The 24327-nt window shown below is 66.1% G+C and carries 25 protein-coding genes; 14 read left to right on the top strand and 11 right to left on the bottom strand.

What is annotated here, in order from left to right:
- The first annotated feature begins 1 nt into the window (after nucleotide 1).
- The 5 genes from RIdsm_RS24565 (at nucleotide 2) to RIdsm_RS24545 (ending at nucleotide 7567) form a co-directional block, all read left to right on the top strand.
- On the top strand, nucleotides 2-2446 hold the full coding sequence (locus RIdsm_RS24565) for a GcvT family protein (protein ID WP_057812571.1): 2445 nt from the start codon (nucleotides 2-4) through the stop codon (nucleotides 2444-2446).
- Entirely contained in the window at nucleotides 2443-3069 is a 627-nt protein-coding gene (locus RIdsm_RS24560; RefSeq protein WP_057812573.1) for a LysE family translocator, read from the top strand. Before RIdsm_RS24565 ends, RIdsm_RS24560 begins: the two co-directional genes overlap by 4 nt.
- A 5-nt stretch (nucleotides 3070-3074) precedes the next feature.
- Complete coding sequence (locus RIdsm_RS24555) at nucleotides 3075-4154, top strand: alcohol dehydrogenase catalytic domain-containing protein (RefSeq protein ID WP_057812575.1); 1080 nt, start codon at nucleotides 3075-3077, stop codon at nucleotides 4152-4154.
- On the top strand, nucleotides 4151-5053 hold the full coding sequence (locus tag RIdsm_RS24550; RefSeq protein WP_057812577.1) for a homocysteine S-methyltransferase family protein: 903 nt from the start codon (nucleotides 4151-4153) through the stop codon (nucleotides 5051-5053). Before RIdsm_RS24555 ends, RIdsm_RS24550 begins: the two co-directional genes overlap by 4 nt.
- A 66-nt stretch (nucleotides 5054-5119) precedes the next feature.
- Entirely contained in the window at nucleotides 5120-7567 is a 2448-nt protein-coding gene (locus tag RIdsm_RS24545) for a GcvT family protein (RefSeq protein WP_057812579.1), read from the top strand.
- A 2-nt stretch (nucleotides 7568-7569) separates the two neighbouring features.
- Here the strand turns inward: RIdsm_RS24545 and RIdsm_RS24540 are convergent, their stop codons facing one another.
- Nucleotides 7570-8802 carry a flavin monoamine oxidase family protein gene (locus RIdsm_RS24540; RefSeq protein ID WP_057812581.1) on the bottom strand — a complete coding sequence of 411 codons (1233 nt, stop codon included), beginning with the start codon at nucleotides 8800-8802 and terminating at the stop codon, nucleotides 7570-7572.
- Between the two features lie 114 nt (nucleotides 8803-8916).
- Here RIdsm_RS24540 and RIdsm_RS24535 point away from each other — a divergent pair, with 114 nt between their 5' ends.
- Nucleotides 8917-9561, top strand: coding sequence for an RluA family pseudouridine synthase (locus RIdsm_RS24535; RefSeq protein ID WP_057812582.1), 645 nt, complete (start codon nucleotides 8917-8919; stop codon nucleotides 9559-9561).
- A gap of 34 nt (nucleotides 9562-9595) precedes the next feature.
- Here RIdsm_RS24535 and RIdsm_RS24530 read toward each other — a convergent pair whose 3' ends face one another.
- The 6 genes from RIdsm_RS24530 to RIdsm_RS24505 all read right to left on the bottom strand — a co-directional run bounded on the left by RIdsm_RS24530 (nucleotide 9596) and on the right by RIdsm_RS24505 (nucleotide 14759).
- Nucleotides 9596-10009 (bottom strand): c-type cytochrome, encoded by a 414-nt coding sequence (locus tag RIdsm_RS24530; protein ID WP_057812584.1) that lies wholly within the window; start codon nucleotides 10007-10009, stop codon nucleotides 9596-9598.
- A gap of 226 nt (nucleotides 10010-10235) precedes the next feature.
- Nucleotides 10236-10532, bottom strand: coding sequence for a hypothetical protein (locus RIdsm_RS24525; RefSeq protein WP_057812586.1), 297 nt, complete (start codon nucleotides 10530-10532; stop codon nucleotides 10236-10238).
- A 27-nt stretch (nucleotides 10533-10559) separates the two neighbouring features.
- On the bottom strand, nucleotides 10560-11600 hold the full coding sequence (locus tag RIdsm_RS24520) for a serine/threonine protein kinase (protein WP_057812588.1): 1041 nt from the start codon (nucleotides 11598-11600) through the stop codon (nucleotides 10560-10562).
- A gap of 104 nt (nucleotides 11601-11704) precedes the next feature.
- Nucleotides 11705-12553 (bottom strand): alpha-1,2-fucosyltransferase, encoded by an 849-nt coding sequence (locus RIdsm_RS24515; protein ID WP_057812590.1) that lies wholly within the window; start codon nucleotides 12551-12553, stop codon nucleotides 11705-11707.
- Nucleotides 12550-13305, bottom strand: a complete 756-nt coding sequence (locus tag RIdsm_RS24510; protein WP_057812592.1) for a glycosyltransferase family 25 protein — start codon at nucleotides 13303-13305, stop codon at nucleotides 12550-12552. Before RIdsm_RS24510 ends, RIdsm_RS24515 begins: the two co-directional genes overlap by 4 nt.
- An 11-nt stretch (nucleotides 13306-13316) precedes the next feature.
- On the bottom strand, nucleotides 13317-14759 hold the full coding sequence (locus tag RIdsm_RS24505; protein ID WP_057812594.1) for an aldehyde dehydrogenase family protein: 1443 nt from the start codon (nucleotides 14757-14759) through the stop codon (nucleotides 13317-13319).
- Between the two features lie 167 nt (nucleotides 14760-14926).
- On the opposite strand from RIdsm_RS24505, the gene RIdsm_RS24500 reads away from it, so the two are divergent.
- Nucleotides 14927-15580: a peroxiredoxin gene (locus tag RIdsm_RS24500; RefSeq protein ID WP_057812596.1), complete on the top strand. Its 654-nt coding sequence runs from the start codon at nucleotides 14927-14929 to the stop codon at nucleotides 15578-15580.
- A 253-nt stretch (nucleotides 15581-15833) separates the two neighbouring features.
- Nucleotides 15834-16868: a succinylglutamate desuccinylase/aspartoacylase family protein gene (locus RIdsm_RS24495; RefSeq protein WP_057812598.1), complete on the top strand. Its 1035-nt coding sequence runs from the start codon at nucleotides 15834-15836 to the stop codon at nucleotides 16866-16868.
- Nucleotides 16869-16875: 7 nt separating this feature from the next.
- Here the strand turns inward: RIdsm_RS24495 and RIdsm_RS24490 are convergent, their stop codons facing one another.
- The 3 genes from RIdsm_RS24490 to rpsU all read right to left on the bottom strand — a co-directional run bounded on the left by RIdsm_RS24490 (nucleotide 16876) and on the right by rpsU (nucleotide 18626).
- Nucleotides 16876-17541: a hypothetical protein gene (locus tag RIdsm_RS24490; protein ID WP_057812600.1), complete on the bottom strand. Its 666-nt coding sequence runs from the start codon at nucleotides 17539-17541 to the stop codon at nucleotides 16876-16878.
- 77 nt (nucleotides 17542-17618) lie between these two features.
- Entirely contained in the window at nucleotides 17619-18239 is a 621-nt protein-coding gene (locus RIdsm_RS24485; protein WP_057812602.1) for a dioxygenase family protein, read from the bottom strand.
- Between the two features lie 180 nt (nucleotides 18240-18419).
- Nucleotides 18420-18626: a 30S ribosomal protein S21 gene (gene rpsU / locus RIdsm_RS24480; RefSeq protein WP_057812606.1), complete on the bottom strand. Its 207-nt coding sequence runs from the start codon at nucleotides 18624-18626 to the stop codon at nucleotides 18420-18422.
- A 111-nt stretch (nucleotides 18627-18737) separates the two neighbouring features.
- Here rpsU and RIdsm_RS24475 point away from each other — a divergent pair, with 111 nt between their 5' ends.
- From RIdsm_RS24475 to RIdsm_RS24460, 4 genes are all read left to right on the top strand, one after another.
- On the top strand, nucleotides 18738-19430 hold the full coding sequence (locus RIdsm_RS24475) for a COQ9 family protein (protein ID WP_057812608.1): 693 nt from the start codon (nucleotides 18738-18740) through the stop codon (nucleotides 19428-19430).
- Between the two features lie 84 nt (nucleotides 19431-19514).
- Nucleotides 19515-20498: an NAD(P)H-quinone oxidoreductase gene (locus RIdsm_RS24470; protein ID WP_057812610.1), complete on the top strand. Its 984-nt coding sequence runs from the start codon at nucleotides 19515-19517 to the stop codon at nucleotides 20496-20498.
- Between the two features lie 4 nt (nucleotides 20499-20502).
- The gene (locus tag RIdsm_RS24465) at nucleotides 20503-21618 is read left to right on the top strand and encodes an exo-alpha-sialidase (protein WP_057812612.1); all 1116 of its coding nucleotides are present in this window, start codon (nucleotides 20503-20505) and stop codon (nucleotides 21616-21618) included.
- Nucleotides 21615-22166 (top strand): hypothetical protein, encoded by a 552-nt coding sequence (locus RIdsm_RS24460; RefSeq protein WP_057812613.1) that lies wholly within the window; start codon nucleotides 21615-21617, stop codon nucleotides 22164-22166. The genes RIdsm_RS24465 and RIdsm_RS24460 overlap by 4 nt, the downstream gene beginning before the upstream one ends.
- A gap of 63 nt (nucleotides 22167-22229) precedes the next feature.
- Here the strand turns inward: RIdsm_RS24460 and RIdsm_RS24455 are convergent, their stop codons facing one another.
- Nucleotides 22230-22859 (bottom strand): ribonuclease T2 family protein, encoded by a 630-nt coding sequence (locus RIdsm_RS24455; RefSeq protein WP_082647237.1) that lies wholly within the window; start codon nucleotides 22857-22859, stop codon nucleotides 22230-22232.
- 130 nt (nucleotides 22860-22989) lie between these two features.
- On the opposite strand from RIdsm_RS24455, the gene RIdsm_RS24450 reads away from it, so the two are divergent.
- Both RIdsm_RS24450 and RIdsm_RS24445 read left to right on the top strand, forming a co-directional pair.
- Nucleotides 22990-23763: a DUF1013 domain-containing protein gene (locus RIdsm_RS24450; protein ID WP_057812617.1), complete on the top strand. Its 774-nt coding sequence runs from the start codon at nucleotides 22990-22992 to the stop codon at nucleotides 23761-23763.
- Complete coding sequence (locus RIdsm_RS24445) at nucleotides 23735-24316, top strand: hypothetical protein (protein ID WP_160325796.1); 582 nt, start codon at nucleotides 23735-23737, stop codon at nucleotides 24314-24316. Before RIdsm_RS24450 ends, RIdsm_RS24445 begins: the two co-directional genes overlap by 29 nt.
- Nucleotides 24317-24327 lie beyond the last annotated feature (11 nt).

Raw genomic sequence — 24327 nt, 5'->3', positions numbered from 1 at the left:
CATGGCGGATTTTCCGAACACGGCACGGGTTGTCATCATCGGCGGCGGGGCGGTTGGCGCCTCGGTGCTCTATCATCTGGCGAAGGCGGGGTGGTCGGATTGCATGCTGCTCGAGAAGAACGAGCTTACGGCCGGCAGCACGTGGCATGCCGCGGGCAACGTGCCGACCTTCTCGACAAGCTGGTCGATCATGAACATGCAGCGCTACTCGACCGAGCTTTACGCCCGGCTGGGCGCCGAGGTCGATTATCCGATGAATTACCACCAAACCGGTTCGATCCGGCTGGCCCACTCGAAAGAGCGGATGCAGGAGTTCGAACGCGCCAAGGGCATGGGGCGGTATCAGGGCATGGAGCTCGACATTCTCGGGCTGGACGAGATCAAGGACAAGTACCCCTTCATCGAGACCCATGACCTGAAAGGCGCCCTCTACGACCCGAACGACGGCGATATCGACCCCGCGCAGTTGACGCAGGCGCTGGCCAAGGGCGCGCGCGATCTGGGCGCCCGTGTTTTGCGGTTTACCCCGGCCACCGGCATAAACCGCGAGGGCGACGAGTGGATCGTGCAGACCGAAAAAGGTGATATTCGCTGCGAATACGTGGTCAACGCCGCCGGCTATTATGCACAGCGCGTGGGCGAGTGGTTCAAGCCCTTTGGCGGGCGCACCGTGCCGATGATGGTGATGAGTCACCAGTACATGTTGACCGACGAGATCCCCGAGCTCGAGGCCTGGAGCAAGGAGGCCGGGCACAAGCTGCCGCTCTTGCGCGACGTCGACAGCTCCTACTACCTGCGGCAGGAGAAGTTCGGCCTGAACCTCGGGCCCTACGAGCGGAACTGCAAGGCGCACTGGGTGCAGCCTGACGACCCGATGCCCGAGGATTTCAGCTTCCAGCTTTATCCGGACGACCTCGAGCGGTTGGAATGGTATGTCGAGGACGCCATGGCGCGGGTGCCGCTGCTGGGCACGGGCGGGGTCAGCAAGGTCATCAACGGCCCGATCCCCTATGCGCCCGATGGCCTGCCTCTGCTCGGGCCGGTGCCTGGCGTGCCGAAGGCCTTCGAGGCCTGTGTCTTCACCTTTGGCATCGCCCAGGGCGGCGGCGCCGGCAAGGTGCTGGCCGAGATGATCACCGAGGGCGCCACCGAGTGGGATATGTGGGCCGTCGATCCGCGGCGCTACACCGATTACACCGACCGCGATTACTGCATCGCCAAGGGGATGGAAGTTTACGGCCACGAATATGCCATGCACTTCCCCTGGCACGAATGGCCGGCGGGCCGTGACCGGAAGCGTTCGCCGATCCATGACAAGATCAAGCAACTGGGCGGCGTGATGGGCGCCTATAATGGCTGGGAGCGCGCCAACTGGTTCTCCAAGCCAGGCGATGACACGTCGGAGGAGACGACCCAGACATGGAACCGCGCCGGCCCGTGGGAGCAACGGATCAAGGAAGAGTGCGAGGCGGTGCGCGATGCCTGCGGCGTGCTCGACCTGCCGGGCTTTACCCGGCTGTGGATCTCGGGCGAGGGCACCGACGAGTGGCTGCGCGGCTTCGTGACCGGCGGGCTGCCCAAGGTGGGTCGCATGAACCTCGTTTATGTGGCAGACGACCGCGGGCGGATCGTGACCGAATTCTCCTGTGTCCGGCTGGCCGAGGACAGCCTTGTGCTGATCACCGCCGCGACGGCGCAATGGCATGACGGCGAGCTGGTGCGCAACGCGCTGGCCGAGGGGCTGAGCGTGCGTGAGACCACGACCGAACGGGACGCGCTGCTGCTGGCCGGGCCGAAGAGCCGCGAGGTGCTGGAGGGGCTGACCGACGGCGACCTGTCGCTGCCTTGGCTCAGCCACCAGCATTGTACCGTGGCCGGGAAAAAGGCCTTCCTGATCCGGGTCAGCTTTACCGGCGAACTGGGTTGGGAAATTCACGGCGAAGACGATGCCATCCCGGCGATCTACGACGCGCTGATCGAGAAGGGGGTGAAGCCTTTCGGTATGTACGCGCTGAACAGCCTGCGGGTGGAAAAAGGTTATCGCGCATGGAAGGGCGACCTTTCGACCGATTACTCGATGCTCGAAGCCGGGCTGGAGCGGTTCGTGAAGTTCGACAAGCCGCAGGATTTCCCCGGCAAGGCGGCCCTCCTCTCGGAGAAACAGCAGGGGCGGAAGAAGGCCTTCGTGACGCTGAAGGTCGATGCGGGGGAGGCGGATGCGCCCTACATGTCGACCGTCTGGCATGATGGCGAGATCGTCGGAGAGACGACGTCGGGCGCCTGGGGCTACCGCGTGGGTGCGAGCGTGGCGCTGGCGATGATCAAGCCGGAGCTTGCGAATGCCGGCACCGAGCTTGAGGTCGAAATCTACGGCGAACGGCGCAAGGCCGAAGTACAGCCGGATGGCCCCCTGTGGGATCCTGAAAACGAAAGGCTGCGGGCATGAGCATCGAAACCTACCTTCTGTATCTCGGCGTGCTGGCGGCCTTCTTCGCCACGCCGCCGGACACCAGCCAGTTGCTGATCATCTCCAACAGCCTGCGCCACGGGATGCGGCGCAGCATGGCGACAGTGGCGGGCGATCTGACGGCCAACGCGCTGCAGATGACACTGGCGGCGTTCGGGCTGACCGCCGTTATCGCCGCGTCGGCCGATGCGCTCTGGGTCGTGAAGTGGCTCGGCGTGGCCTACCTCGTGTGGATCGGGCTGAAGCTGATGCTGTCGAAACCGGGCGGGGATGCACCGGCGGAAGCCCGGCAGGGGCGGCTGTTCCGGCAGGGCTTCCTGACATCATCGGCCAATCCCTACGCGGTGGTCTTCTTCGGCGCGCTATTCCCGCAGTTCATCGACCCGGCGCTGCCGGTCTGGCCGCAACTCCTGATCCTCGGGGTGACGTATCTCGTGGTCGACGGGCTGATCCTGCTGCTCTGGGGCTGGGCCGCAACGCATACGCTGGGCCGGGTGAAGCAGCTGACGGGTGTCTGGGTCAACCGGGTCTCGGGCGCGCTGATGCTGGGGGCGGCGGTGCTGCTGGGCTTGAAAGACCTCGACCGCGCGGCGGAACGGTAAAGGCCATGGATCTGCCCGAGGTAATGTCCGGTGTCTATCTCACCCGCCACGGCGGGCCGGAGGCGCTGGAATGGCGCGAGGATATCCCGGTGCCGCGGCCCGGACCGGGGCAGGTGCTGGTGCGCGTGCTGGCGGCTGGCGTGAACAACACCGACATCAACACGCGCATCGGCTGGTACGCGGCCGAGGTGACCGGCGCGACCGGCGAAGACGTGGCTGTCGGCGAAGAGGCCGAGGGCGGTTGGGGCGGCGCGCTGCACTTCCCGCGGATCCAGGGCGGTGACCTGTGCGGCCGGGTTGTCGCCTTGGGCGAGGGGGTGGAAGACTTTGCCATTGGTGCACGTGTCACGTGCCCGATCAACCAACCCCGTCCGACGGAAGAAAACCCTGTGGGGTTCGTCGCGCTCGGGTCGGAATATGATGGGGCTTTTGCCGAGTACTGCCTCGTCGAGGCGCGCGATCTCTACGACGTGACCGACGCACCGCTGAGCGATATCGAAATCGCGGCCATCCCCTGCGCCTTCGGCACGGCGGCGGGGCTGCTTTTTCGCGCAGGCGTCGGCGAGGGGCAGGAGGTGCTGATCACCGGCGCCTCGGGCGGCGTCGGGCTGGCGGCGGTGCAACTGGCGCAGCAACTGGGCGCGCGGGTCACGGGCATCTGCTCACCCTCCAAGGCAAAACTTGTGCGCGAGGCCGGCGCGACCGAGACGATCGACCGCGGTGCCCCTTTGCCCGAGGACAGGTTTCATGCCGTGATCGACGTGGTCGCGGGCGAGGTGTTCGGGGCGCTGATCGACGCGCTCAAGCCCGGCGGTCACTACGCCGTGGCCGGCGCCATCGGCGGGCCAGTGATCGAGGCCGATCTGCGCCGCATCTACCTGCGCGACATCACCATCCACGGCTGCACCTACCAGCCGGCCGAGGTGTTTGCCCGCCTGATCGACATGGTCAGGGCCGGGCAGGTACGCCCGCTTATTTCCAAGACCTACCCGTTGTCCGAGATCGGCACGGCGCAGGCCGAATTCCAGACGAAACAGATGGCGGGCAAGCTTGTGTTGATCCCGCCCGGAGAGGACGAGCCATGACGCAGATCACGTTGCACGATGGCTCGATCGGGCAGGAACTGGTGAAGCGCTCGGGTGACCGGTCGGTGGCGATGTGGTCGACCCGGGTGATGATCGAACAGCCCCAGGTCGTGGGCGAGGTGCATGACGCCTATTTCGCGGCCGGGGCCACGGTGGCGACGACCAACACCTATGCCGTGCTGCGCGACCGGCTGAAACGGGTCGGGCTGGACGAAGAGGTGGGCCGGTTGGCCGACATCGCCGTGTCGAGCGCGAGAAAGGCGCAGGAAAGCGCCGGGACGGGCCGGGTCGCAGGGGCGTTCGGTCCGCTTGGCGCCTCCTATCGTGCGGATCTGACCCAGCCGGTGGACAAGGCCGTGGAGCTTTACGCCGAATTGCTCACGGATCTGCGCGAGCATGTTGATCTGCTCCTCTTCGAGACGATGGCCTCGGTCGAACAGGCCGAAGGCGCGCTGGCGGCCGCGGCGGCGCATGGTAACGGGCTGCCGGTCTGGCTTTCGGTGACCGTGGCGGATGACGACGGTAAGCGCCTGCGCTCTGGGGAAACGCTGGACCAGCTGGCGCCGTTAGTGACGCGCTACCGCCCTGCGGCCGTGCTGATCAACTGTTCGCCACCCGAGGTGATCGGCGCGGGCCTCGAGGTGCTGAAGACCTTCGGCGTGCCCTTCGGCGCCTATGGCAACGGGTTCACCCGGATCAGCGAGGGTTTCCTGAAGGACGCCCCCACCGTCGACGCGCTGGAACAGCGCACCGACCTGACACCCGAGGCCTATGCGAATTTCGCAATGGGATGGGTCGATCAGGGCGCGACGATCGTCGGCGGCTGCTGCGAGGTGGGCCCGGATCATATCGCGGAACTGGCGCGGCGGCTGCGGTCGGCCGGGCACGAGATCGTTTGACGTCAACAGACAGAGGCGGCGCGGCTCGTCGAGCCTTACGGCCCGCCTCGCGAAGGAGAGTGTGAGATGGAGCTTCCCGACAAGGCAAGAGTGGTGATCGTGGGCGGCGGCGTGATTGGCTGTTCAGTGGCCTATCACCTGACCAAGCTCGGCTGGAAAGACGTGGTTCTGCTGGAGCGCAAGCAGCTGACCAGCGGCACGACATGGCACGCCGCCGGCCTGATCGGCCAGCTGCGGGCGACCGCCAACATGACCAAGCTGGCGCGTTATTCGGCCGAGCTGTATCTCGGGCTGGAAGAGGAAACCGGCGTCGCCACCGGCATGCGGCAGGGCGGCTCGATATCGGTCGCGCTGACGGAGGAGCGGCTGGAGGAGCTGTACCGCAGTGCCGCCATGGCGCGGGCCTTCGGCGTGCCGGTCGAGGAGTTGAGCCCGGACGAGGTGAAGGCGCGGTATGAGCATATCAACCTCGACGGGGTGACCGGCGGCGTCTGGCTGCCGACCGACGGGCAGGCTGACCCTGCGAATATTGCCTTGGCGCTGGCCAAGGGCGCGCGGCAGCGCGGCGCGCTGGTGAAGGAGCGGGTGAAGGTCACCGGCATGGCCCGCGATGGCCGGCGGATCACGGGTGTCGACTGGCAGAGCGATGACGGCAAGGATCAGGGCCACATCGCCTGCGACATGATCGTCAACTGTGCCGGCATGTGGGGCCGCGAGGTGGGCCGGATGGCCGGCGTCAACGTGCCGCTGCATGCCTGCGAGCATTTCTACATCGTCACCGAAGGCATCGAGGGCCTGGGACAGATGCCGGTGCTGCGGGTGCCGGACGAATGCGCCTACTACAAGGAGGATGCCGGCAAGATGCTGCTCGGCGCCTTTGAGCCCAATGCCAAGCCGTGGGGCATGAACGGAATCTCCGAAAGCTTCGAGTTCGACCAGCTTCCGGAAGATTTCGACCATTTCGAACCGATCCTCGAGGCCGCCTGTCACCGGATGCCGATGCTGGCGGAGGCGGGGATTCACACATTCTTCAACGGGCCGGAGAGCTTTACGCCCGACGATGCCTATCACCTTGGGCTCGCGCCGGAGATGGACAATGTCTGGGTCGCCGCCGGGTTCAATTCCATCGGCATCCAGAGCGCGGGCGGCGCGGGCGTGACGCTGGCGCAGTGGATGGAGGATGGCGAGAAGCCCTACGATATCGGCGATGTCGATATCTCCCGCATGCACCCGTTCCAGGGCAACCGGCATTACCTTTTCGAGCGGTCGAAAGAGACGCTGGGCCTGCTCTATGCCGACCATTTCCCCTATCGCCAGAAGGCCACGGCGCGGGGCGTGCGGCGCTCGCCCTTCCATGCGCAGCTGCTGGAGCAGGGGGCCGTTATGGGCGAGGCCGGGGGTTGGGAGCGGGCCAACTGGTTCGCCAGTCCGGGTCAGGAGCCCGAGTATCAGTATAGCTGGAAGCGGCAGAACTGGTTCGAGAATTCCGCCGCCGAGCACAAGGCGGTACGCGAGAATGTCGGCATGTACGACATGTCCTCCTTCGGCAAGCTGCGGGTCGAGGGGCCGGAGGCCGAGGCCTTCCTGAACCATGTCTGCGGCGCGAACATGTCGGTGCCGGTGGGCAAGATCGTCTACACCCAGTTCCTCAACACCCGTGGCGGGATCGAGGCGGATGTGACGGTGACGCGGCTTTCGGAATCCGCCTATCTGGTGGTCACGCCTGCTATGACGCGGCTGGCCGACGAAACGCGGCTGCGGCGGCATGTGGGCGACCGGCGGGTCGTGATCACCGATGTGACGGCGGGCGAGGGTGTGCTGGCGGTGATGGGGCCGAAATCGCGGGAGCTGCTCAACAAGGTGTCGCCCGCCGATTTTTCCAACGCGGTAAACCCCTTCGGCACGGCGCAGGAGATCGAGATCGGCATGGGCCTCGCCCGGGCGCACCGGGTATCCTACGTGGGTGAGTTGGGCTGGGAGATCTACGTTTCGGCCGACATGGCGGGCCACGTGTTCGAGACGTTGATGGAGGCCGGGCAGGATGTGGGGCTGACGCTCTGCGGGATGCACATGATGGATTCATGCCGCATCGAGAAGGCGTTCCGGCATTTCGGGCATGACATCACCTGCGAGGACAACGTGATCGATGCCGGGCTGGGCTTCGCGGTGGACCTGTCGAAGGACGACTTCATCGGCAAGGCGGCGGTGGCGGCGCGCAAGGAAAGCGGGCCGGAGAGCCGGATGGTGCAGTTCCTGCTGGACGACCCGGAGCCGCTTCTCTTCCACAACGAGCCGGTGATCCGGGATGGCGAGTACGTGGGGTATCTCAGTTCCGGCAACTACGGCCACCACCTCGGCGCCGCTGTCGGCATGGGCTACGTGCCCTGCAAGGGCGAGAGCGCGCAGGATGTGCTGGGCTCCACCTACGAGATCGACGTGATGGGCACCAAGGTGAAAGCCAGGGCCAGCCTGAAGCCCATGTACGACCCGAAATCCGAGCGGGTGAAAGTGTAAGGTCAGCCGAGCAGCGCCGCCACCTCCTCGGCGGCGCGCAGGCCTTCCTTGTGGGCGCCCGACACGGTGCCGGGCTCGGCGTGGTGGGTGGCTTCGCCGGCGAAGAAGACCCGCTCGGCATGGGGCTGGCGCAGGACGGGGCGCTTGTGGGCCTGTCCGGGCATGGCGCCGGAGTAGGAGCCCTTGAACAGCGGGTCGCGGCCCCAAGCGGTGGCGGCGCCCTTGATTAAGGAGGATTTCAGGTCGTTGCCGAAGATTTCGGTCAGCCGCGACAGGGCGTAGTCGATGGCGGCCTCGGGGCCGGCGTTCTCCAATTCGGTGGCGAAATCCCCTGCATTTTCAAAGGCACAGAGGCCGGTGCCCGAGATGTTGCAGAGCGCGCCGCCGCCGCGGTGGATGCCGTCGTCGGAGGGGGTGATCCTGTAGGTGACCCAGGTGTCGGGCTCCACCGGCAGCGCCTCGGGCGGGAATTGCAGGACGGCGTGGTTGTAGGCGCCCAGGTTGATGGCGTCGATCGCGTCGAGCCGGTCGGTTTCGAGCGGCGGGTCGAAGCGGATGTCGCCGGCGGCGAGGATGCCCTGGGAGACGGTGACGATGACGGCCTTGGCGGCAAGCGTGCCGTTGTTTGTTTCGACTTCGACGCCGTCGGCCGTGGTGGTCACGCGGGTGGCTTGGGTGTTGAGGGTCACGGGCACGTCGGCGGCGTTCATGGCGACGAGGGTGCCGTAGCCCTGGCGGCAGAACCAGTCGGGGCTTTCCTGGTAATCGGCGAAATCCCTCGTCGAGATCTCGTGCAGGTTCCGGCCCATGGGCAGGATGTGCATCATCGCGGCGCTGAAGGACCAGTCGGCCAAGGGCTTGAAGAGGTTGGACAAGGCGATGTCGTTGCCCGCTTCGGCCTCGCGGCGCATGGCGTCGCTGATGGCGTCGACCTCGGCCCAAAGCGCCGTTCCGTCGGGGTCGTCGCCGGCGGTGACGGCATGGTTCGGCGCCGGGTAGACATCGAGCCCGAGCGCCTTGCCCTTGTCGATGAAGGCGTTGATGGCGCCGTTATGGAGCCAGTGCGCGCCGCGGTCGAAGGGGATGCCGAAGGTCTCGGTGTCGGTGAAAGCCCGCCCGCCGATGCGCGATCCGGCCTCGATGCAGGTGACTGTTTTTCCAAGCGAACCAAGGGCTTCCGTCGCGGCCAGACCGGCGGCGCCGGCGCCTATGACGATGACGTCGGTGGGGGGCATGGGGTATCCTGTCGGGTGTCGGGTTTTGGAGAAGCATAGGGAAGGGGCTGGCGGGGTCCAGCGGTTTTCCGGCGCGGTGTGGCCTCGGGGCGGCGGGTGGTGTAAGCGGGCGGCATGGATGAATACGCCCCGCCCACCGACCCGATCAAGGTGCTGCACGAGGATCACGAGATCGTCGTGGTCGACAAGCCGTCGGGGCTTTTGTCGGTGCCGGGGAAGGGCGAGCACCTGGCGGATTGCCTGCTGTCACGGGTGCAGGAGGCCTATCCGATGGCGCTTCTGGTGCACCGGCTGGACCGGGATACATCGGGCGTCATGATCTTCGCATTGAGCCCCCACGCGCAGCGGCACCTGGGTCTTCAGTTCGAGAAGCGACAGACGAAAAAGACATACGTGGCAAGGGTTTGGGGGCGGTTGGAGCCGCGGAAGGGCACGGTCGACCTGCCGCTGATCGTGGACTGGCCGAACCGGCCGAAACAGATGGTCTGCCACGAGACGGGCAAGCCCGCGGTGACAGATTGGCGGGTGCAGCGGTACGGGGAAGACGAAACGCGGGTGAGGCTTATGCCGAAGACGGGGCGGAGCCATCAGCTGCGGGTGCATATGCTGGCTTTGGGCCATCCGATCCTGGGCGACCCGTTCTATGCGGAGGGGGCGGCGCGGGAATTTCCCCGGCTGATGCTGCATTCGGAAGAGTTGCGGCTGAGGCATCCGGACGGGGGTGCGGGAATGACGTTTCGGGCGAAGGCGCCGTTCTAGGGCGCCCTGCCATTTTCAAGCAAGCTGACGGTGCTTATTCCTGAATGGATTCAAGGTAGTAGGCCAGCGACAGGATGCGGCCGCGGACCACCAGTTCCTCGGATTCCGGCGTTTCGCTTTCGGCTTCGGAGACTTCGGCGCTGGCGAGGTAGCGGTCGCCCCAGACCGGCATTTCGGCGCCGTGGGCGCGGATGATGTTGCGGCCGTCGATCATCCAAATCACCCATTCCATTGGAAATTCTCCGTCGCCCTTGGTGCCGGTGATGGTGGTGAGGCTGGGGGTTTGGATATTGAGCAACCCGGCCAGCGGGCCGTCGCCCTTGCCGGATTCGCCGTGGCAACCGGCGCAGGCGGTCATGTATTCCGCGCGGCCCAGCGGATCTTCGGCGAGGGCCTGCGTGGCGGTCAGTCCGGCTAGGAATGCGGTGGCTAAGACTGTCTTTTTCATGGTGAGTTCCCTCTCTGTCGGTCATCGGGGATGACCCGGGGTGAAAGGGTACCCTGTTGCCGGGCGTCCGCGTTAATCTGCGTTAAATGGTGGCGATCAGAGGTTTCATCGGTCATCTTGGCCGGACCTCTGCAAAGCCAAGGGTTAAAGGGAAAATCGACGTCGGTATAACGTCGGTATTTTGTCGGTATTACGTCGGTGCGTCAGCGAGAGCGGGATCGGGGCCTTACCCTACCGGGGTGATGACCAGGCTGCCGACGACGTGGGGTCCGTGTTTGACGGTGAGGGTTCCCCTGCGCTGGGCAACTTCGCGCCTGAAGGCGTCGGAGGCAATCGTCGCGACGACCTCCACCTTGTCACCCGGATGGACTGGCAGTGAGCCTTCGTCCTGGATCACGAGTTGGGTCAACCAGGCTTTCTCAAGCCGGTCCGGATAGGCCAGTTCCACACAGAGCGTGGGCTTGGTCAGCCCGCCCTTGGGCAGGAGGCTCGGCTCGAACGTTCCATGAAATGGCTGATCCATCGGGGTGGTCTCTCGGTGTGGGGTGCGTCAGCGTGAGCGATCCGTCAGGTTCAGGCGGGCGGTCACGATCGGTTTCAGGGTCGCCGCGAGGGCGGGGTCGGCTTTTTGCATCTCTTCGAGTTCGTCGAGCCGGTTGGTGGCGACGAGGCTGAGCGCATCCATGCGCGGGGTGCCGTCGGGATGGCGCGGCAGGGCGGCGACGGGCTGGATGTGGTCGGGCTTCGGCTCGGGGGCGAGGGCGCGGAGGTCGGGTTCCGGCAGGTCGGTTTCGACGAAGGCGTAGAGGCCGACGCCCTTGGCCGGCAGCGCGAAGGTGCAGAGGGCCACGTCATGCACCCTGTCGTTCGAGAGGAGGGCCGCGCGGAGGGCGGGGCCGTCGCGCTCGATGCGGTCCTCGGTGCCTTCGCCGTCGGACCAGTTCATCAGGCGGCGGGTGATGAAGTTGTAGAGCTTCTTGCCGGTGGCCATCCAGATGCGGGAGGGGAGCGCCTTGCGGGCCAGCATGGCTTTCTCGGAGGGCGTCAGCAGGTCGGGCGCGTAGGCGCGCTTCTGTTTCAGCAGGTGGCGGAGGTCTTCGCGGGCCATGGTGCGGAAGAGGCGGCCGCGGTGGCGGTGGACGGACGCGAGCTGGAAGTCGATGACGGCGGCGCGGCCCTCGGGCGTCATCAGCCAGTTCTGGGGCTTGGCGATGTCGTTATGGGTGACCCCGGCGCGACGCATTTCACGGAGGAGGCGCTTGGCGTCCTTGTACCATGCGGCGTCGGTTGGCTTGGCGAGGTGGAGGGGGGTGCCCTTGGTCCAGCTGCGCAGGAGCCCGGTGCGGTCGACACGGACGAGGACGGGGCAGCCTTCGATGCCCTGTACTGCCCTGAGCCCGCGAATTTCACGGCGGGCGAGGGCCCAGGCGAGCGGCTTGGCCCAGAGCGGTACGCCATCAAGCTTGCGCAGGACGACGGGGAAATCCTCGACCCCGTCGAGGGTGCCCGAGACGGTTTCCGAGAAGACATCGCGCTTGTGCACGGTCTCGGGCCGGAAGCGGGCCTGCGATATGTCGGGGGCGGGGCTCATGCTTGGGGTTTAGAGATTTTTGGTGGCGTGGGAAAGCGTGCTCGCCAGCCCTTGCGGGCTGTCTCGCCTTATGTGGGTGCTGTGCAGAAAAGGGCAGGGGGTGCTCAGAGGCGGACCCAGTCGGGGGGGCAGAGATCGGCGTTGCAGGGTTTGCCGGGGGCGAACCAGTTCTTCGGTGCGATGACGATCTTGGACGGGTTGTCGTTGAGCCACGCGCCCCACCACGAGAAGGTCGAATTGGCGATGATGTTGTGATCGCAGAGCGATTGCAGGTGCATGTCGAAATGGCCCTTCGTCTCGTCATTGATGTCGACGACGACGGTCTGCTGCCCGAGCGAGAGATTTTCGCGCGCCCAGGCGGGGTCGTTCGAGAAGACGAAACAGGTGAGGGGCTGGCCCAGCTTTTGCGTCAGGTGCTCGACGGCGGCGGTGTAATATTCCGGCGGGCAGGCCGCGAAGCCGCCGGCGAGGTAGTCGCCGCGGCGGACATGAACGGAGACGGCGACGGGGGCGGCGGCGATGCTGTCGGCCATGTCGGCATTGGCGGCGTCGAGCGGCGTGGTGAGCGTGAGGTCGTGGCGGAGCCGGTCGGCGGAGGCGCCGAAATAGCGGGGCGATTGCCAGTAGCCGTGCAGGTAGGTGTTGTCGGGGAGGTCGAAGAAACCCTCGTTGAAGCCGAGATCGCCCTCGCGGTGGAAGCGGGGATTGCGGCCAAACCAGCGCCAGAGGGCGTAGCGCGGCAGGCTCTCCATCTTGGTGGGGGGCAGGCTGCCGGCTTCGGTGAAGCGGGTGTTTTCGTAATGGGGGAAGCAGTCGCCGCGGGTGTCGTCCCACAGCACCATGTAGCGGCGGTCGAGCGCGAGGTCGGTGCCGAGATGGTCGGCGAGGGCGCGGCCGGCGGCGTATTGGAACATCTGGTTCCCGGCGCCGCCGAAGAGGCGGGTGACGATCATTGCAGGCCCTCGGGCATCGGTGCTGTGCTTGCGCGTGCGTGGCGGGCGAGGCCGCGGCGGTAACGGAAGCGGGCGATTTCGCGCCAAAGTTTTTCGGTCAGGGATTTGCGGCCGCCCTGGATGGTGGAGCCGTCGAGCTGGTCGGCGATGGTGCGGATGCCCGCCGGGTGGATGGCGGCGGGGCGCAGGCCGGTGTGCCAGTGGCATTGCAGGAAGGCGTCGATGGGGCGGTCGATGGTCTCGGAGGCGTCGAGCAGGCGGCGGGCGGCGGCGCGGCTGACAAGCTGGGCCGAGGTGCGGAGTTGGGGGATATCCGCGAGGGTCAGGCGGCAGGGGCCGGACTGGTCGATCAGGCGGGGGCTGCCTTGCGGGGGCCTGTCCTGCAGCTGAATGTAGCCGCAGGTGCCGATATTGGCGGTGGCGAGCGCGAGGGCGCGCGGGAAGGTATCGGGGTCGAGGGTCACGTCATCCTCGAGAATGAGGGCATGGGAGAGGTCGCGGCGGAGGATCTCGGCCCAGATCTGGCGGTGGCTGAGGAAACAGCCGATTTCGCCCGGTTTGAGGGGGAAGGGGTAGGCGGGCTGGAAGAGGCGCGCGCCGGTTTCGGCGGAAAGGTCGGCCGCGTCGAGCGCGGTGCCGTCGACGGCTGCCCAGAGTTCACCGGGCAGGCCGCAATTTTCCTTGAGCGCATGCGCATTGTCCCGCCGTTTCCGCGCGCGGGTCAGGTGCAGGACAAAGGCATGCGCCTGCATTGGCCCGCCTCTCAGGCGCCCGGGGTCCACCCGGAGACGGCCTTGACCTCGAGGAAGTCCTCGATGCCCCATTTGCCGCCTTCACGCCCGTTGCCCGACTGTTTCATGCCGCCGAAGGGGGCACCCATGCCGCGGGATTCGCCGTTCATCTCGACCATGCCCGAGCGCAGGGCGCGGGCCACGCGGTTGGCGCGGGCGCCGTCCTGGGTCTGGACGTAGTTGGTCAGGCCATAGGGGGTGTCGTTGGCGATGCGGATGCCGTCTTCTTCGCTGTCGAAGGGCATGATCGACAGGACCGGCCCGAAGATTTCCTCGCGCGCGATGGTCATGTCGTTGTTCACGTCGGCGAAGACCGTCGGACGGACGAAGAAGCCGCGGTTGAGGCCGTCGGGGCGGCCGGTGCCGCCGGCGACGAGGCGGGCGCCTTCGTCGATGCCCTTCTGGATGAGATCCTGGATCTTGTTGAACTGGACCTCGTTGACCACGGGGCCGATATGGCGGCCTTCCTCGTGCGAGGAGCCAACGGTGATCTTGTTGGCCACCTCGGCGGCGGTTTCGACGGCCTGATCGTAGACCTCGCGCTGGACAAGCATCCGGGTGGGCGCGTTGCACGACTGGCCGGAGTTGTTCATGCAGTGCAGCACGCCGCGTTTGACAGCTTTCTCGTCAGCGTCCGCGAAGATCAGGTTGGCGCCCTTGCCGCCCAGCTCGAGGCTGACGCGCTTGAGGGTGTCGGCGGCGGCCTTGGAGATCAGCTTGCCGGCGCGCGAGGAGCCGGTGAAGGAGATCATGTCGACATCCGGATGCGCGGAGAGTTGCGAGCCGACGCCTGCGCCGTCGCCGTTGACGAGGTTGAAGACGCCCTTGGGCAGGCCGGCCTCGTCGATCATCTCGGCGAAGATCATCGAGGAGAGGGGGGATTCCTCGGAGGGTTTCAGCACCATGGTGCAGCCGGCGATGAGGCCCGCGATGACCTTGAGCGTGACCTGGTTCATCGGCCAGTTCCAGGGCGTGATCATGCCGACGACGCCGATGGGCTCGTGGATGATGCGGTCATTGGGGGCGTGGTCGCCCAGCGGTTCGTCGAAGGTGAAGTTCTTCGCGGTTTCGAGGAACGCCTTGATGTGGCCGATGCCGGCGCCGACCTGCTGCTGGCGGGAAAGGTCGATGGGCGCGCCCATTTCGAGGCTGATGGCCTGGGCCATGTCCTCGGTCCGGGCCTTGTAGGCCTGGTAGAGCTTCTCGACATACTCGATGCGCTTTTCGGGGGGCGTGGCCATCCACGACGGGAAGGCGGCGCGGGCGGCGGCGACGGCGGCGTCGGTGTCGGCCTGGCCGCCGAGGCTGATGACGGCGCAGGGGTCTTCGGTGGAGGGGTCGATCACGTTGTGGTCTGTCCCGTCTTTCGGGTCGACCCAGGCCCCGTCGATGTAAAACTGGCGTTTCTCGATCATGTCTACGGCTCCGTTCCTGCAGAATGGCGGACGGCCGGTGCAACACGCCCCGGCCGGATTCGCGTTACATTGTCACTGGCGCATGGTGGCTGCAAGGGAGAGGGCTTCAAATTCGGCCGGCAAGACGTATCTTGCAGGGGAATCCAGATCCTCGAAAGGAGACCATCATGGGACTGCGCATCAACGACACCATCCCCGACCTGAAAGTTGAAACCGACCAGGGCGAGCTTTCGCTGCATGACTGGATCGGCGACAGCTGGGCGATCCTGTTCTCGCACCCGAAGGATTTCACCCCGGTCTGCACCACCGAGTTCGGTGCCGTCGCCAAGCTTTCCGACGAGTGGGAAAAGCGCGGCTGCAAGGTGATCGGCGTGTCGGTGGACGGCGTCGAGGACCACAAGAAATGGAAGGGTGACATCGAGAAGGTCGGCGGCGCCAAGGCCGGCTTCCCGATCATCGCAGATACCGGGCTGGAGGTGTCGAAGGCCTTCGACATGCTGCCCGCCGAGGCCTATCTGCCCGATGGCCGGACGCCCGCAGACAGTGCCACGGTGCGCAGCGTCTTCATCATCGGGCCGGACAAGCAGCTGAAGCTGATGATGACCTACCCGATGACCGTGGGCCGCAATTTCGGCGAGGTGCTGCGGGCGCTCGACGCGCTGCAGGCCAGCACGACGAAGGGCGTGGCGACGCCGGCCGACTGGCAGGTGGGCGAGGACGTGATCATCCCGCCTTCGGTGAGCGACGAGGACGCGAAGGCCAAGTTCGGATCGTTCGAGGCGGTGTTGCCGTACCTGCGGAAGACCAAGCTGCCGGGGTGATCGTTCGGCCGGTTTGAAGGGGGCTCTGCCCCCGACGTTGAAGCCCCGAGGGGCTTCAACGCCTCCCCCGGGATATTTTTGGCCAGAAGAAGCATGGGTTTGGTCTTGCGGCTGGACCGCTGGAGTCTTCACCGGTTCGAAACCCGTGGTGGTGCAGGATCGAGGGAGGCTTGGCCGGGCGGTTTGCGCGGCAATGGACAGTCCGGGCGTTTTTGCCTATGGCATCCGGTGAGGTATCAGGACGGCGACGGGTATGAGCGGCCGAGAGGCATTCAAGATAAACGGGCACGTGATCGAGGCGGGCACCCGCCGGACGGTCGAGGTGCCGGTGAGCACCCTGTCGGATCACACGCCGGTCACGCTTTCGGTGCATGTCATTCATGGCAAGAAGCCCGGGCCGGTGATGTTCGTCTCGGCCGCCGTGCATGGCGACGAGGTGATCGGGGTCGAGGTGGTGCGGCGGCTTCTGAAGGCCAAGGCGCTGAAGTCGATGGCCGGCACGCTGATGGCGATCCCGATCGTCAACACCTACGGGTTTCACAACCATTCACGCTACCTGCCGGACCGGCGCGATCTGAACCGGTGCTTTCCGGGGGTAAGCGAAGGCTCGATGGCCTCGCGGCTGGCGCATATCTTCATGGAAGAGGTGGTGCGCCGGGCCGATGTGGGGATCGACCTGCACTCCGCCGCGATCCACCGGCTGAACCTGCCGCAGATCCGGCTGACGCCGGGCAATGACACGCTGGCCGAGCTGGGCCGGGCCTTTGGCGCGCCGGTGATGCTGCCGTCGAAGCTGCGCGAGGGGTCGCTCAGGATGGCGGCGGAGGCGGCCGGAGTCGACGTGCTGCTTTACGAGGGCGGCGAGGGATTGCGGTTCGACGAGCTGGCCGCACGGGCCGGGGTGAGCGGGATCCTGCGGGTGATGCAGCATCTGAAGATGATCGGCGGCAAGGGCGTGCCCAAGGTGCGGCATGCACCGGTGCTGGCGCGGGAGTCGCATTGGTACCGGGCGCCGGTGGGCGGTGTCTTCCGCTGTTTCGTGCCGATCGGCGCGGCGGTGTCGCGCGGGGACGTGATGGGCGCGATTTCCGACCCGTTCGGCGAAGCCGAGCGCGAGGTGATCTGTGACGGGCGGGGGATCGTGATCGGGCGGTCGAACATGCCGACCGTGTACGAGGGCGATGCGCTGTTCCACGTGGCCGATACGCCGCGGGCGGATCATGCCGCCGAGGGCGTGAACGCCCATATGGAGGCGGCGCCGCTTTACGACGAGGACGAGATTATCTGAGGCTGGCTCAGCGCGTCTTGTCGCGGTTTTGGGGCATCAGGAAGATCGAGACCATCAGCAGGCTGAAGATCAGCTCGTAGACTTCCCATTTGCGGTTCTGGTCGCCCATCGCGACGATCACGAGGCTGGCGGCCACGGCGAAGAGCGTGTGGCGCAGGCCGGGGACCGGCACGGCGAGTTTGTCGGCCAGCCGGCGGATGAACCCGACGCGCGGGTAAAGGAGCGGCAGGACGATCAGGTAGAGCAGGATCACCGCCGTGAGGCCGCTGCCGAAGACGGTTTTCGTCAGGTGGTTGCCGCCGACCACGAGGTTGTGGAAGTTGGTTTCCATCTGCTTGTTGTTTTCCTGGAAGAACTCGCTCGATTCCCAGCCGAAGATGCGCTGGCCCCAGGAGATTTCCTCGCCCGCGCCGAGGAAGAAAAGGAGGGCGTATATGGCCGTGAGGATGGCGGCGAGGGTCATGCCCTTGGCCTTGAGCGACAGGGTGTTGGAGATCAGCACGACGCTGCCCACCAGCAGGAAGAGCGCGGTGCCGTATTCGACCAGCCTGTCCTCGAAGGCGTAGACGGCGGCGAAGTAGACCGGATCCCACAGGTGGATGGCGAAGGAGATCACGCAGATGATGGCGATGGCGGCCAGCAGGATGCGGTCGATCAGGAGGTCTTTTTGCATGGGCTCTGGTGTCCGGCAGGTGGGATATTCGCCCCCGGATAGGGGAGCGGGCCGGGGGCATCAAGCGTTATCGGCGCTCAGAGGGTGATGTCGACGGTGGTTTGCGGATCGCCGCCGGTGTCGGTGAAGCGCATGGAAACGGCCTCCTGCTCGGCCTGCGAGAGGCGGCGGAAGATGCCGTCGCGCTGGTTGGCGGGTTCATTGGCGAGGTAGAACTGGGTGGTGACCTCGCGGCCCTGTGCGAAGGCCTTGACGTGGATATGCGGCGTGCGGCCCGGGTAGGGGACGGGCTTGATGGTGCGGAAGCTGTAGCGGCCCTGCGCATCGGTGATGTCGTGGCCGAAGCCCTGGAAGGCGGGGTCGTGCATGTCGCTGCCGCGGTCGCGGGTGTGCATGTAGTTGCCCCAGGCGTCGCATTGCCAGATTTCGACGCGCGCCTCGGGGATGGGGTTGCCGGACCGGTCGAGCACGCGGCCGGTGAGGCGGATGATGGTACCCCCCGCCTGCCGCACCGCTCCGGCGATGCGGACGAGGTCGTTGTCGATGTCGGCGTGGCGCATTGGGCCGGTGGGGTAGAAGGGCCCCTCGGTTTGTTGTGGTGTGAGAATCGCGGCCTGCGCCGGCCGGGAAAGGAGCGTGACGCCCGCAAGCCCGAGGGCGGTGCGGAGGAAGCGGCGGCGGGGGGTTGGGTTTGACATCGGCTTACCTTTCCTGGGGCGAAAGGTAGGGGTTCGGCCGGCGGAGGGCCCTTAACGATTTCGTGAGTCGCGGGAACCGGCCGGTTGTTGCCCCGGGAAGGCCCCCCTGAAACGACAAACCCCCGGGCGGGTGCCACGGGGGTCGTCTTCGATGTGTCGCAAAGAGCTGCGATGCGGGTCTTAGAGCAGACCTTCGCGCTGGGCTTTCTTGCGCGCCAGCTTGCGAGCACGGCGGATGGCCTCGGCCTTCTCGCGTGCGCGCTTCTCGGACGGTTTCTCGAAATGTTGCCGAAGCTTCATTTCACGGAACACGCCTTCGCGCTGCAGCTTTTTCTTCAGGGCGCGGAGCGCCTGATCGACGTTGTTGTCGCGAACACTAACCTGCATGTGGTGTCACCACCTTTCTAAGTTGGAGTTGCATGAGAATGCAGGAGGTGGCCGTATAGCAAAGGCGGTTTAGTTTGTCTAGGGTGGCGCAAGCGAAAACGGAGAGGCCCGATGAGTGACAGCGACGACGTGAAAACGAGGCTGCTGGAGGCCGCGAAGTCCCATGTGCCGTTCGATGGCTGGAGCGAGACGACATTCCGCGCCGCCGTGCAGGAGGCCGAGGTGGAGCCGGGGCTTGCCAAGGCGGTGTGCCCGCGCGGCGCGATCGACCTGGCGCTGGCCTATCACGAGCAGGGCGACATGGAGATGATCCGCCGGATCGAGGAAACCGACATGAGCGAGATGCGGTTTCGCGACAAGGTGGCGACGGCGGTGAAGCTGCGGCTGGAGGCGGCCGAGGACAAGGAATTGGTGCGGCGGGGCATGACGCTTTTCTCGCTGCCACATCATGCGATGGACGGCGCGCAGGCGCTGTGGCGGACCTGCGACCGGATATGGACGGCGCTGGGCGACAGTTCGGACGACGTCAACTGGTACACGAAGCGGGCGACGCTGTCGGGGGTCTATGGCTCGACGGTGCTGTACTGGCTGGGCGATGACAGCGAGGGGCAGGAGCGGACGTGGGAGTTCCTCGACCGCAGGATCGGCGACGTGATGCAGTTCGAGAAGGTGAAGGCGCAGGCCGCCGACAACCGCTTCGTGAGCGGGCTGATCAAGGGGCCGCTGTCCTTCCTCAACAAGATCAAGCCGCCGAACGGGCCGGGGCAGACCGGGATGCCCGGGCGCTGGTCGGGGCCGGGCTGACGGCGCGGGAGCCCCTGTTGCCTTTGCGCGGGGCAGGTGTGAAACAAGGGCCAAAGAAAATGCCCGTAGACGAGGGAGACGCGCATGACCGAGACGATGAACGCCGTTGAGATCACCGAGGCCGGCGGGCCGGAGGTTCTGAAGTTGACGACGCGGCCGGTGCCGGAGCCGCGCAATGGCGAAGTGGTCATCAAGGTGGCCTGGGCCGGGGTGAACCGGCCGGATGCCTCGCAGCGGGCGGGCGCGTACCCGCCGCCGCCGACGGCGAGCGACCTGCCCGGGCTGGAAGCCTCGGGCGAGGTGGTGACGGTCGGGGCCGGTGTCGGCGATCTGAAAGTTGGCGACAAGGTGTGTGCGTTGCTGCCCGGGGGCGGCTATGCCGAATACGTGGCCACGCCCGCTGCGCACTGCCTGCCGGTGCCGGAAGGCATGGGGATGAAGGAAGCTGCCTGTCTGCCGGAGACGTTCTTTACCGTCTGGACGAACGTGTTCATGCGCGGCGGGCTCAAGGCCGGCGAGCGTTTCCTGGTGCATGGCGGCTCTTCCGGGATCGGGACGACGGCGATCCAGTTGGCGCGGGAATTCGGGGCAAGGGTGTTCGCGACGGCCGGGTCGGACGAGAAGTGCCAGACCTGCCTCGACCTCGGGGCCGAGCGGGCGATCAATTACAAGGAGGAGGATTTCGTCGAGGTGCTGAAGCCCGAGGGCGGGGCGAACCTGATCCTCGACATGGTGGCGGGCGATTACCTGCCGCGGAACCTGAAATGCCTGGCCGATGACGGCCGGCTGGTGCAGATCGCGGTCATGCAGGGGCCGAAGGTGGAGATGAACCTCGCGCAAGTGATGGTGCGGCGGCTGACGATCACCGGCAGCACCCTGCGCCCGCAGAGCGACGAGGCGAAGGCGAAGATCGCCGAGGGGCTGCGCGCGCATGTCTGGCCGCTGCTGGAGGCCGGGAAAGTGGCACCGGTGATGGATTCGGAATTCCCGCTGGCCGACGCGTCGAAGGCCCATGCGCGGCTGGAATCGAGCGGGCATATCGGCAAGATCGTCCTCAAGGTCGGGTAGGGAGTTGGGCGCGGCGCAGCTGGTCATACTCGGGCTGGGGCTGGTCAGCCTTGGCCTGAGCTTTTGGGCGATCCGGGCCGACGCCGCGCTGAGCTGGAAATTCGTCGTGCCGGAGGTGGTGGCGCCCGAGGGCGAGCCGGTTTTCGACACGGTCTTCGACTATACCGCCGATATCGGACAGGCGCATTCGCCCGGCATCCTCGTGCGCGAGGAAGGGTTCACGATCATGTGGTTCGAGGGCTCGGAAGAGGCGCAGGCGGATGTGGATATCCACTATACCGGCTTCGAGCGGGACACCGAGGGGTGGATGCGCGGCACGACCGGGTTGCTGGTGACACGTGGCGGGCTGGCGAAAGTGATGGAGCCAGGGCAGATCGTGGTGACCCTGGGCAACACGATCGAGAACGAGGCGGTGCGGGATGGCTTGTATGCGACCGTGGCCTCGGTGGGCGGCTGGGCGATGGCCTCGGTCGTGGATGTGCGGGCGCCGGGCGGGCGGGCCGTACGCGGGCGGAAGCTGAACCTGTCGCCGGTCTTCGGGCGGTCGAACCTGGTGAAATCGCCGATGGTGGCATACCAGGACGGGAGCTTTGGCCTGCCCGCCTATTTCGAGATGGGCAGCACGTTCGGGGTTCTGGCGCGGCTGGACCGGCAGGGCCGGGTCAGGGACACGCGGCGGATGAACGGGTTCGGCAAGCCAATCCAGCCGATGGTGGTGCCGTTGAGCGAGAGCCGGGCGGTGGCATTCCTGCGGGATTTCGACCCGAGCCGGAAGCTGCTGGTCAGCCGGACGGAGGATGGCGGGCAGAGCTGGTCGCATGTCGAGCCGATGGAGGTGGAGAACCCGAGCTCGCCCGTGGCGGCGCTGGGGCTGGGCGACGGGCGGATATTGCTGGCGGTGAACGATGACGGGGACCGGCCGGAGGTGCTTCGGCTGGTGCTGAGCGAGGACGAAGGCGCAAGCTGGCGGGTGCTGCGGGCGTTCGAGGGCGAGGGGGCGCTGCGCTATCCGATGCTGCGGCGGTTGACCACGGGCGAGATCGTGCTGGCGTACTCGAAGGGAACGAAGCGGGGCGTCGTGGCGCATGTGTTCAACCAGGCCTGGGTGGCGGCGCAATGAGCGGGTTGGGCGCCTCGGCGGCTTTGGCGGTGCTGGTGGCGTGGGTTGTCTTCGCCCTGCTGGGCTGGGTGGCCTCGCCCGGCCTTTCGGCCGGTCTCGGTGCGGTTGTGGGTGTCGTGGTCGTGGCAATGTTCCGGGAGAGCCTGGCGGTGGGCGGCGCGGTGGCGCTATTGGCGCCGTTCGGGGTGATGCTGCCGGCGCTGGCGGTGCGGCACGTGGCGGTGTCTTTGGGCGTGCCGATGGCGCCGTTCGCGGCGTGGGAGCTGGTGGGTTTCCTGGTGCTCTACGCGGTGTTCCTGGCGGCGGCGTTCGGGGTGGTGCCGGTGGATCTCTATCGTTTCGGTTTCGCGCCGGTGCCCGTGGCGGTGATGGTGCTGGTGGTGTGTGCTTACGGGTTCATGACCGGCAACTGGTTCCTGCCGCTGGTGGCCGTGCTGGGGCAGGCGGCGTGGGTGATGGGCTGGGGCAGCAGCAACTGGTTCGACTACGTGCTGCACGTGGTGATGTGGCCGGTGGCGCTGGTGGTGCTGGTGGGGCGGATGGTCTGACGCTCCGCCCGTGGCTTGTGCGGGATTTGAGTATTTTTGGAACAATGAAAGTTGGGGTTCGCCTTATTTGATGGGCGCGAAGAGGGCGTTTTTCATCTGGCAGTCCTTCACCACGTCGCGGCCGCAGGGGACGGGATCGAGGGATTTCGAGAGGCAGAGGCGGGCCTCTTGGATGCGGCCCGAGCGGCAGGTGATGGTGAGCATGTCCGGCGCGAGCCCGGGGTTTGCTTTCAGGAAGGCTTGCTCGACGACGGAGGCGGGTAGCTTGACCGGGTCTTTCAGCTTGCGGAAGACGTCGGGCCGTTTGACGCGGGCGTAGGCCTCGCGGGAGAGGGCGTAGTAGTCGGGCGCCGAGAGACCGGAGCAGGAACCGTGTTTCTTCCACTGGTACCAGGCGAGGCCCGAGGAGCCCATGATGTCGGTCATCGCTTCGGTCATGGTACGCGTGGGCGGGCGTTCGGCGGTGGGGCAATTGGCCGGCCAGCCGCGGTGGTACTGGGGCCAGAGGCCGTGGAGAACCCAGCCGTAATCGGCCGTTTCGTCGCATTGGGGAGAATTGCGCGCGTCGCCTTCGAGGGCGCACCACGTGGGCGACCAGCTGAGCGCGAGGACGTAATAGTCGAACTTTCCCGCCTTTTCGCCATCGGCGAGCGCGGCGGAGGCCCAGAGGAGAAGCACAAAGAAGACACGCATTATTCGGACTTTCATTTTATTCGCGTGGGGACTATATAGCCCGTCAGTTCCCCGACAACGGAAACTCGTCCCCCAGCGGGACAGCCATTTCAGGCGACGGGGAAGATATGCGTGAAGGAGACGTAAGGAAATGTCAGGACCGCTTATGGCCAAGGCCACCGCCGTCTGGCTGGTGGACAACACGACGATCAGCTTCAAGCAGATCGCCGATTTCGTCGGGATGCACGAGCTCGAGATCCAGGGCATCGCCGATGGCGACGTGGCCGCGGGCGTGAAGGGTTTCGACCCGATTGCCAACAACCAGCTAACGCAGGACGAGATCGACAAGGCCGAGGCCAGCCCGCTGCACAAGCTGAAGCTGAAATTCAACCCGGCCGCCGTGGGCGAGGAAAAACGCCGCGGGCCGCGCTATACGCCGCTGTCGAAACGGCAGGACCGGCCGAATGCCATCCTGTGGCTGGTGAAGTTCCACCCCGAGCTGGCCGATGCGCAGATCGCCAAGCTGGTGGGCACCACCAAGCCGACGATCCAGACGATCCGCGAGCGGACGCACTGGAACATTTCCAACATGCAGCCGATCGACCCGGTCGCGCTGGGCCTGTGCAAACAGACGGAGCTTGACGCCGCCGTGCAGAAGGCCGCCGCCAAGCGGGCCAAGGAAGGCGAGCCGATGGATGACGAGGCCCGCCGCCGCCTGCTGAGCACCGAGCAGAGCCTGGAGATGGATCCGGAGCCGAAGATGCCCACCGCCATCGAGGGGCTGGAGACGTTCAGCCTGTCGGGCGACGAGGAAGAAGAGAGCGATTCGGGCGACAAGTACGACGCGGACAGCTTCTTCAACCTGCCGGACAGCTCGGATGACGATGACGACGAGGATGACGACAGCGACGATCCGCGCCGCTGAGGGTTTCTTCGGAACGGTGAGAATTGGGGAGCGCCCGACGGGGGATCGGCGGGCGCTTTTTTTGGGGATCTCAGGCAAATGGCCGGCAGGTCTGGACCCGGTCCATTGCGTGCCTCGTTTGATGCGTGCAGGAAAGGTAATGGATTTCTGGGTCTCTGCGGAATCAGATGTGACGAAAGGCAACAGGCAGTTCACCGCGCTGCTGGACTCGGTGAGGACTCATATGCGCCGGCGTATTGCCGAAAGCGGTCTCGCCGGGTCGGGTTGGACGTTTTACTACGTCCCGATCCTGATGAGCGAAGAGCGTGCGAGCCGCTATCCGGCGAGAACGCGCTGTTATTCAAAGAAAAAGGTGATGAACTGCTGTCCTCAGCTCGATCATCGCCGGTATGTCGAAGGGGCCGACGCCATTCGCGAGGCTGTTTTGTACGAAGGCCTTTTGCAGGATGGCGCCGTGTTGTTGAGGCGCGCCGGGTTCTCCGAGGACCTGCAATCCGAGTTCGAGGGCATCGTCCGCGGCCGGTTGGAGGCATTGCTGCGGGACCGGGAGTGACCCGGTTTGCC

The sequence above is a fragment of the Roseovarius indicus genome, assembly GCF_008728195.1.
GTDB lineage: Bacteria > Pseudomonadota > Alphaproteobacteria > Rhodobacterales > Rhodobacteraceae > Roseovarius > Roseovarius indicus.
Note: the sequence above shows the minus strand (reverse complement) of the source record. Positions and strands in the feature narration are given on the sequence as shown.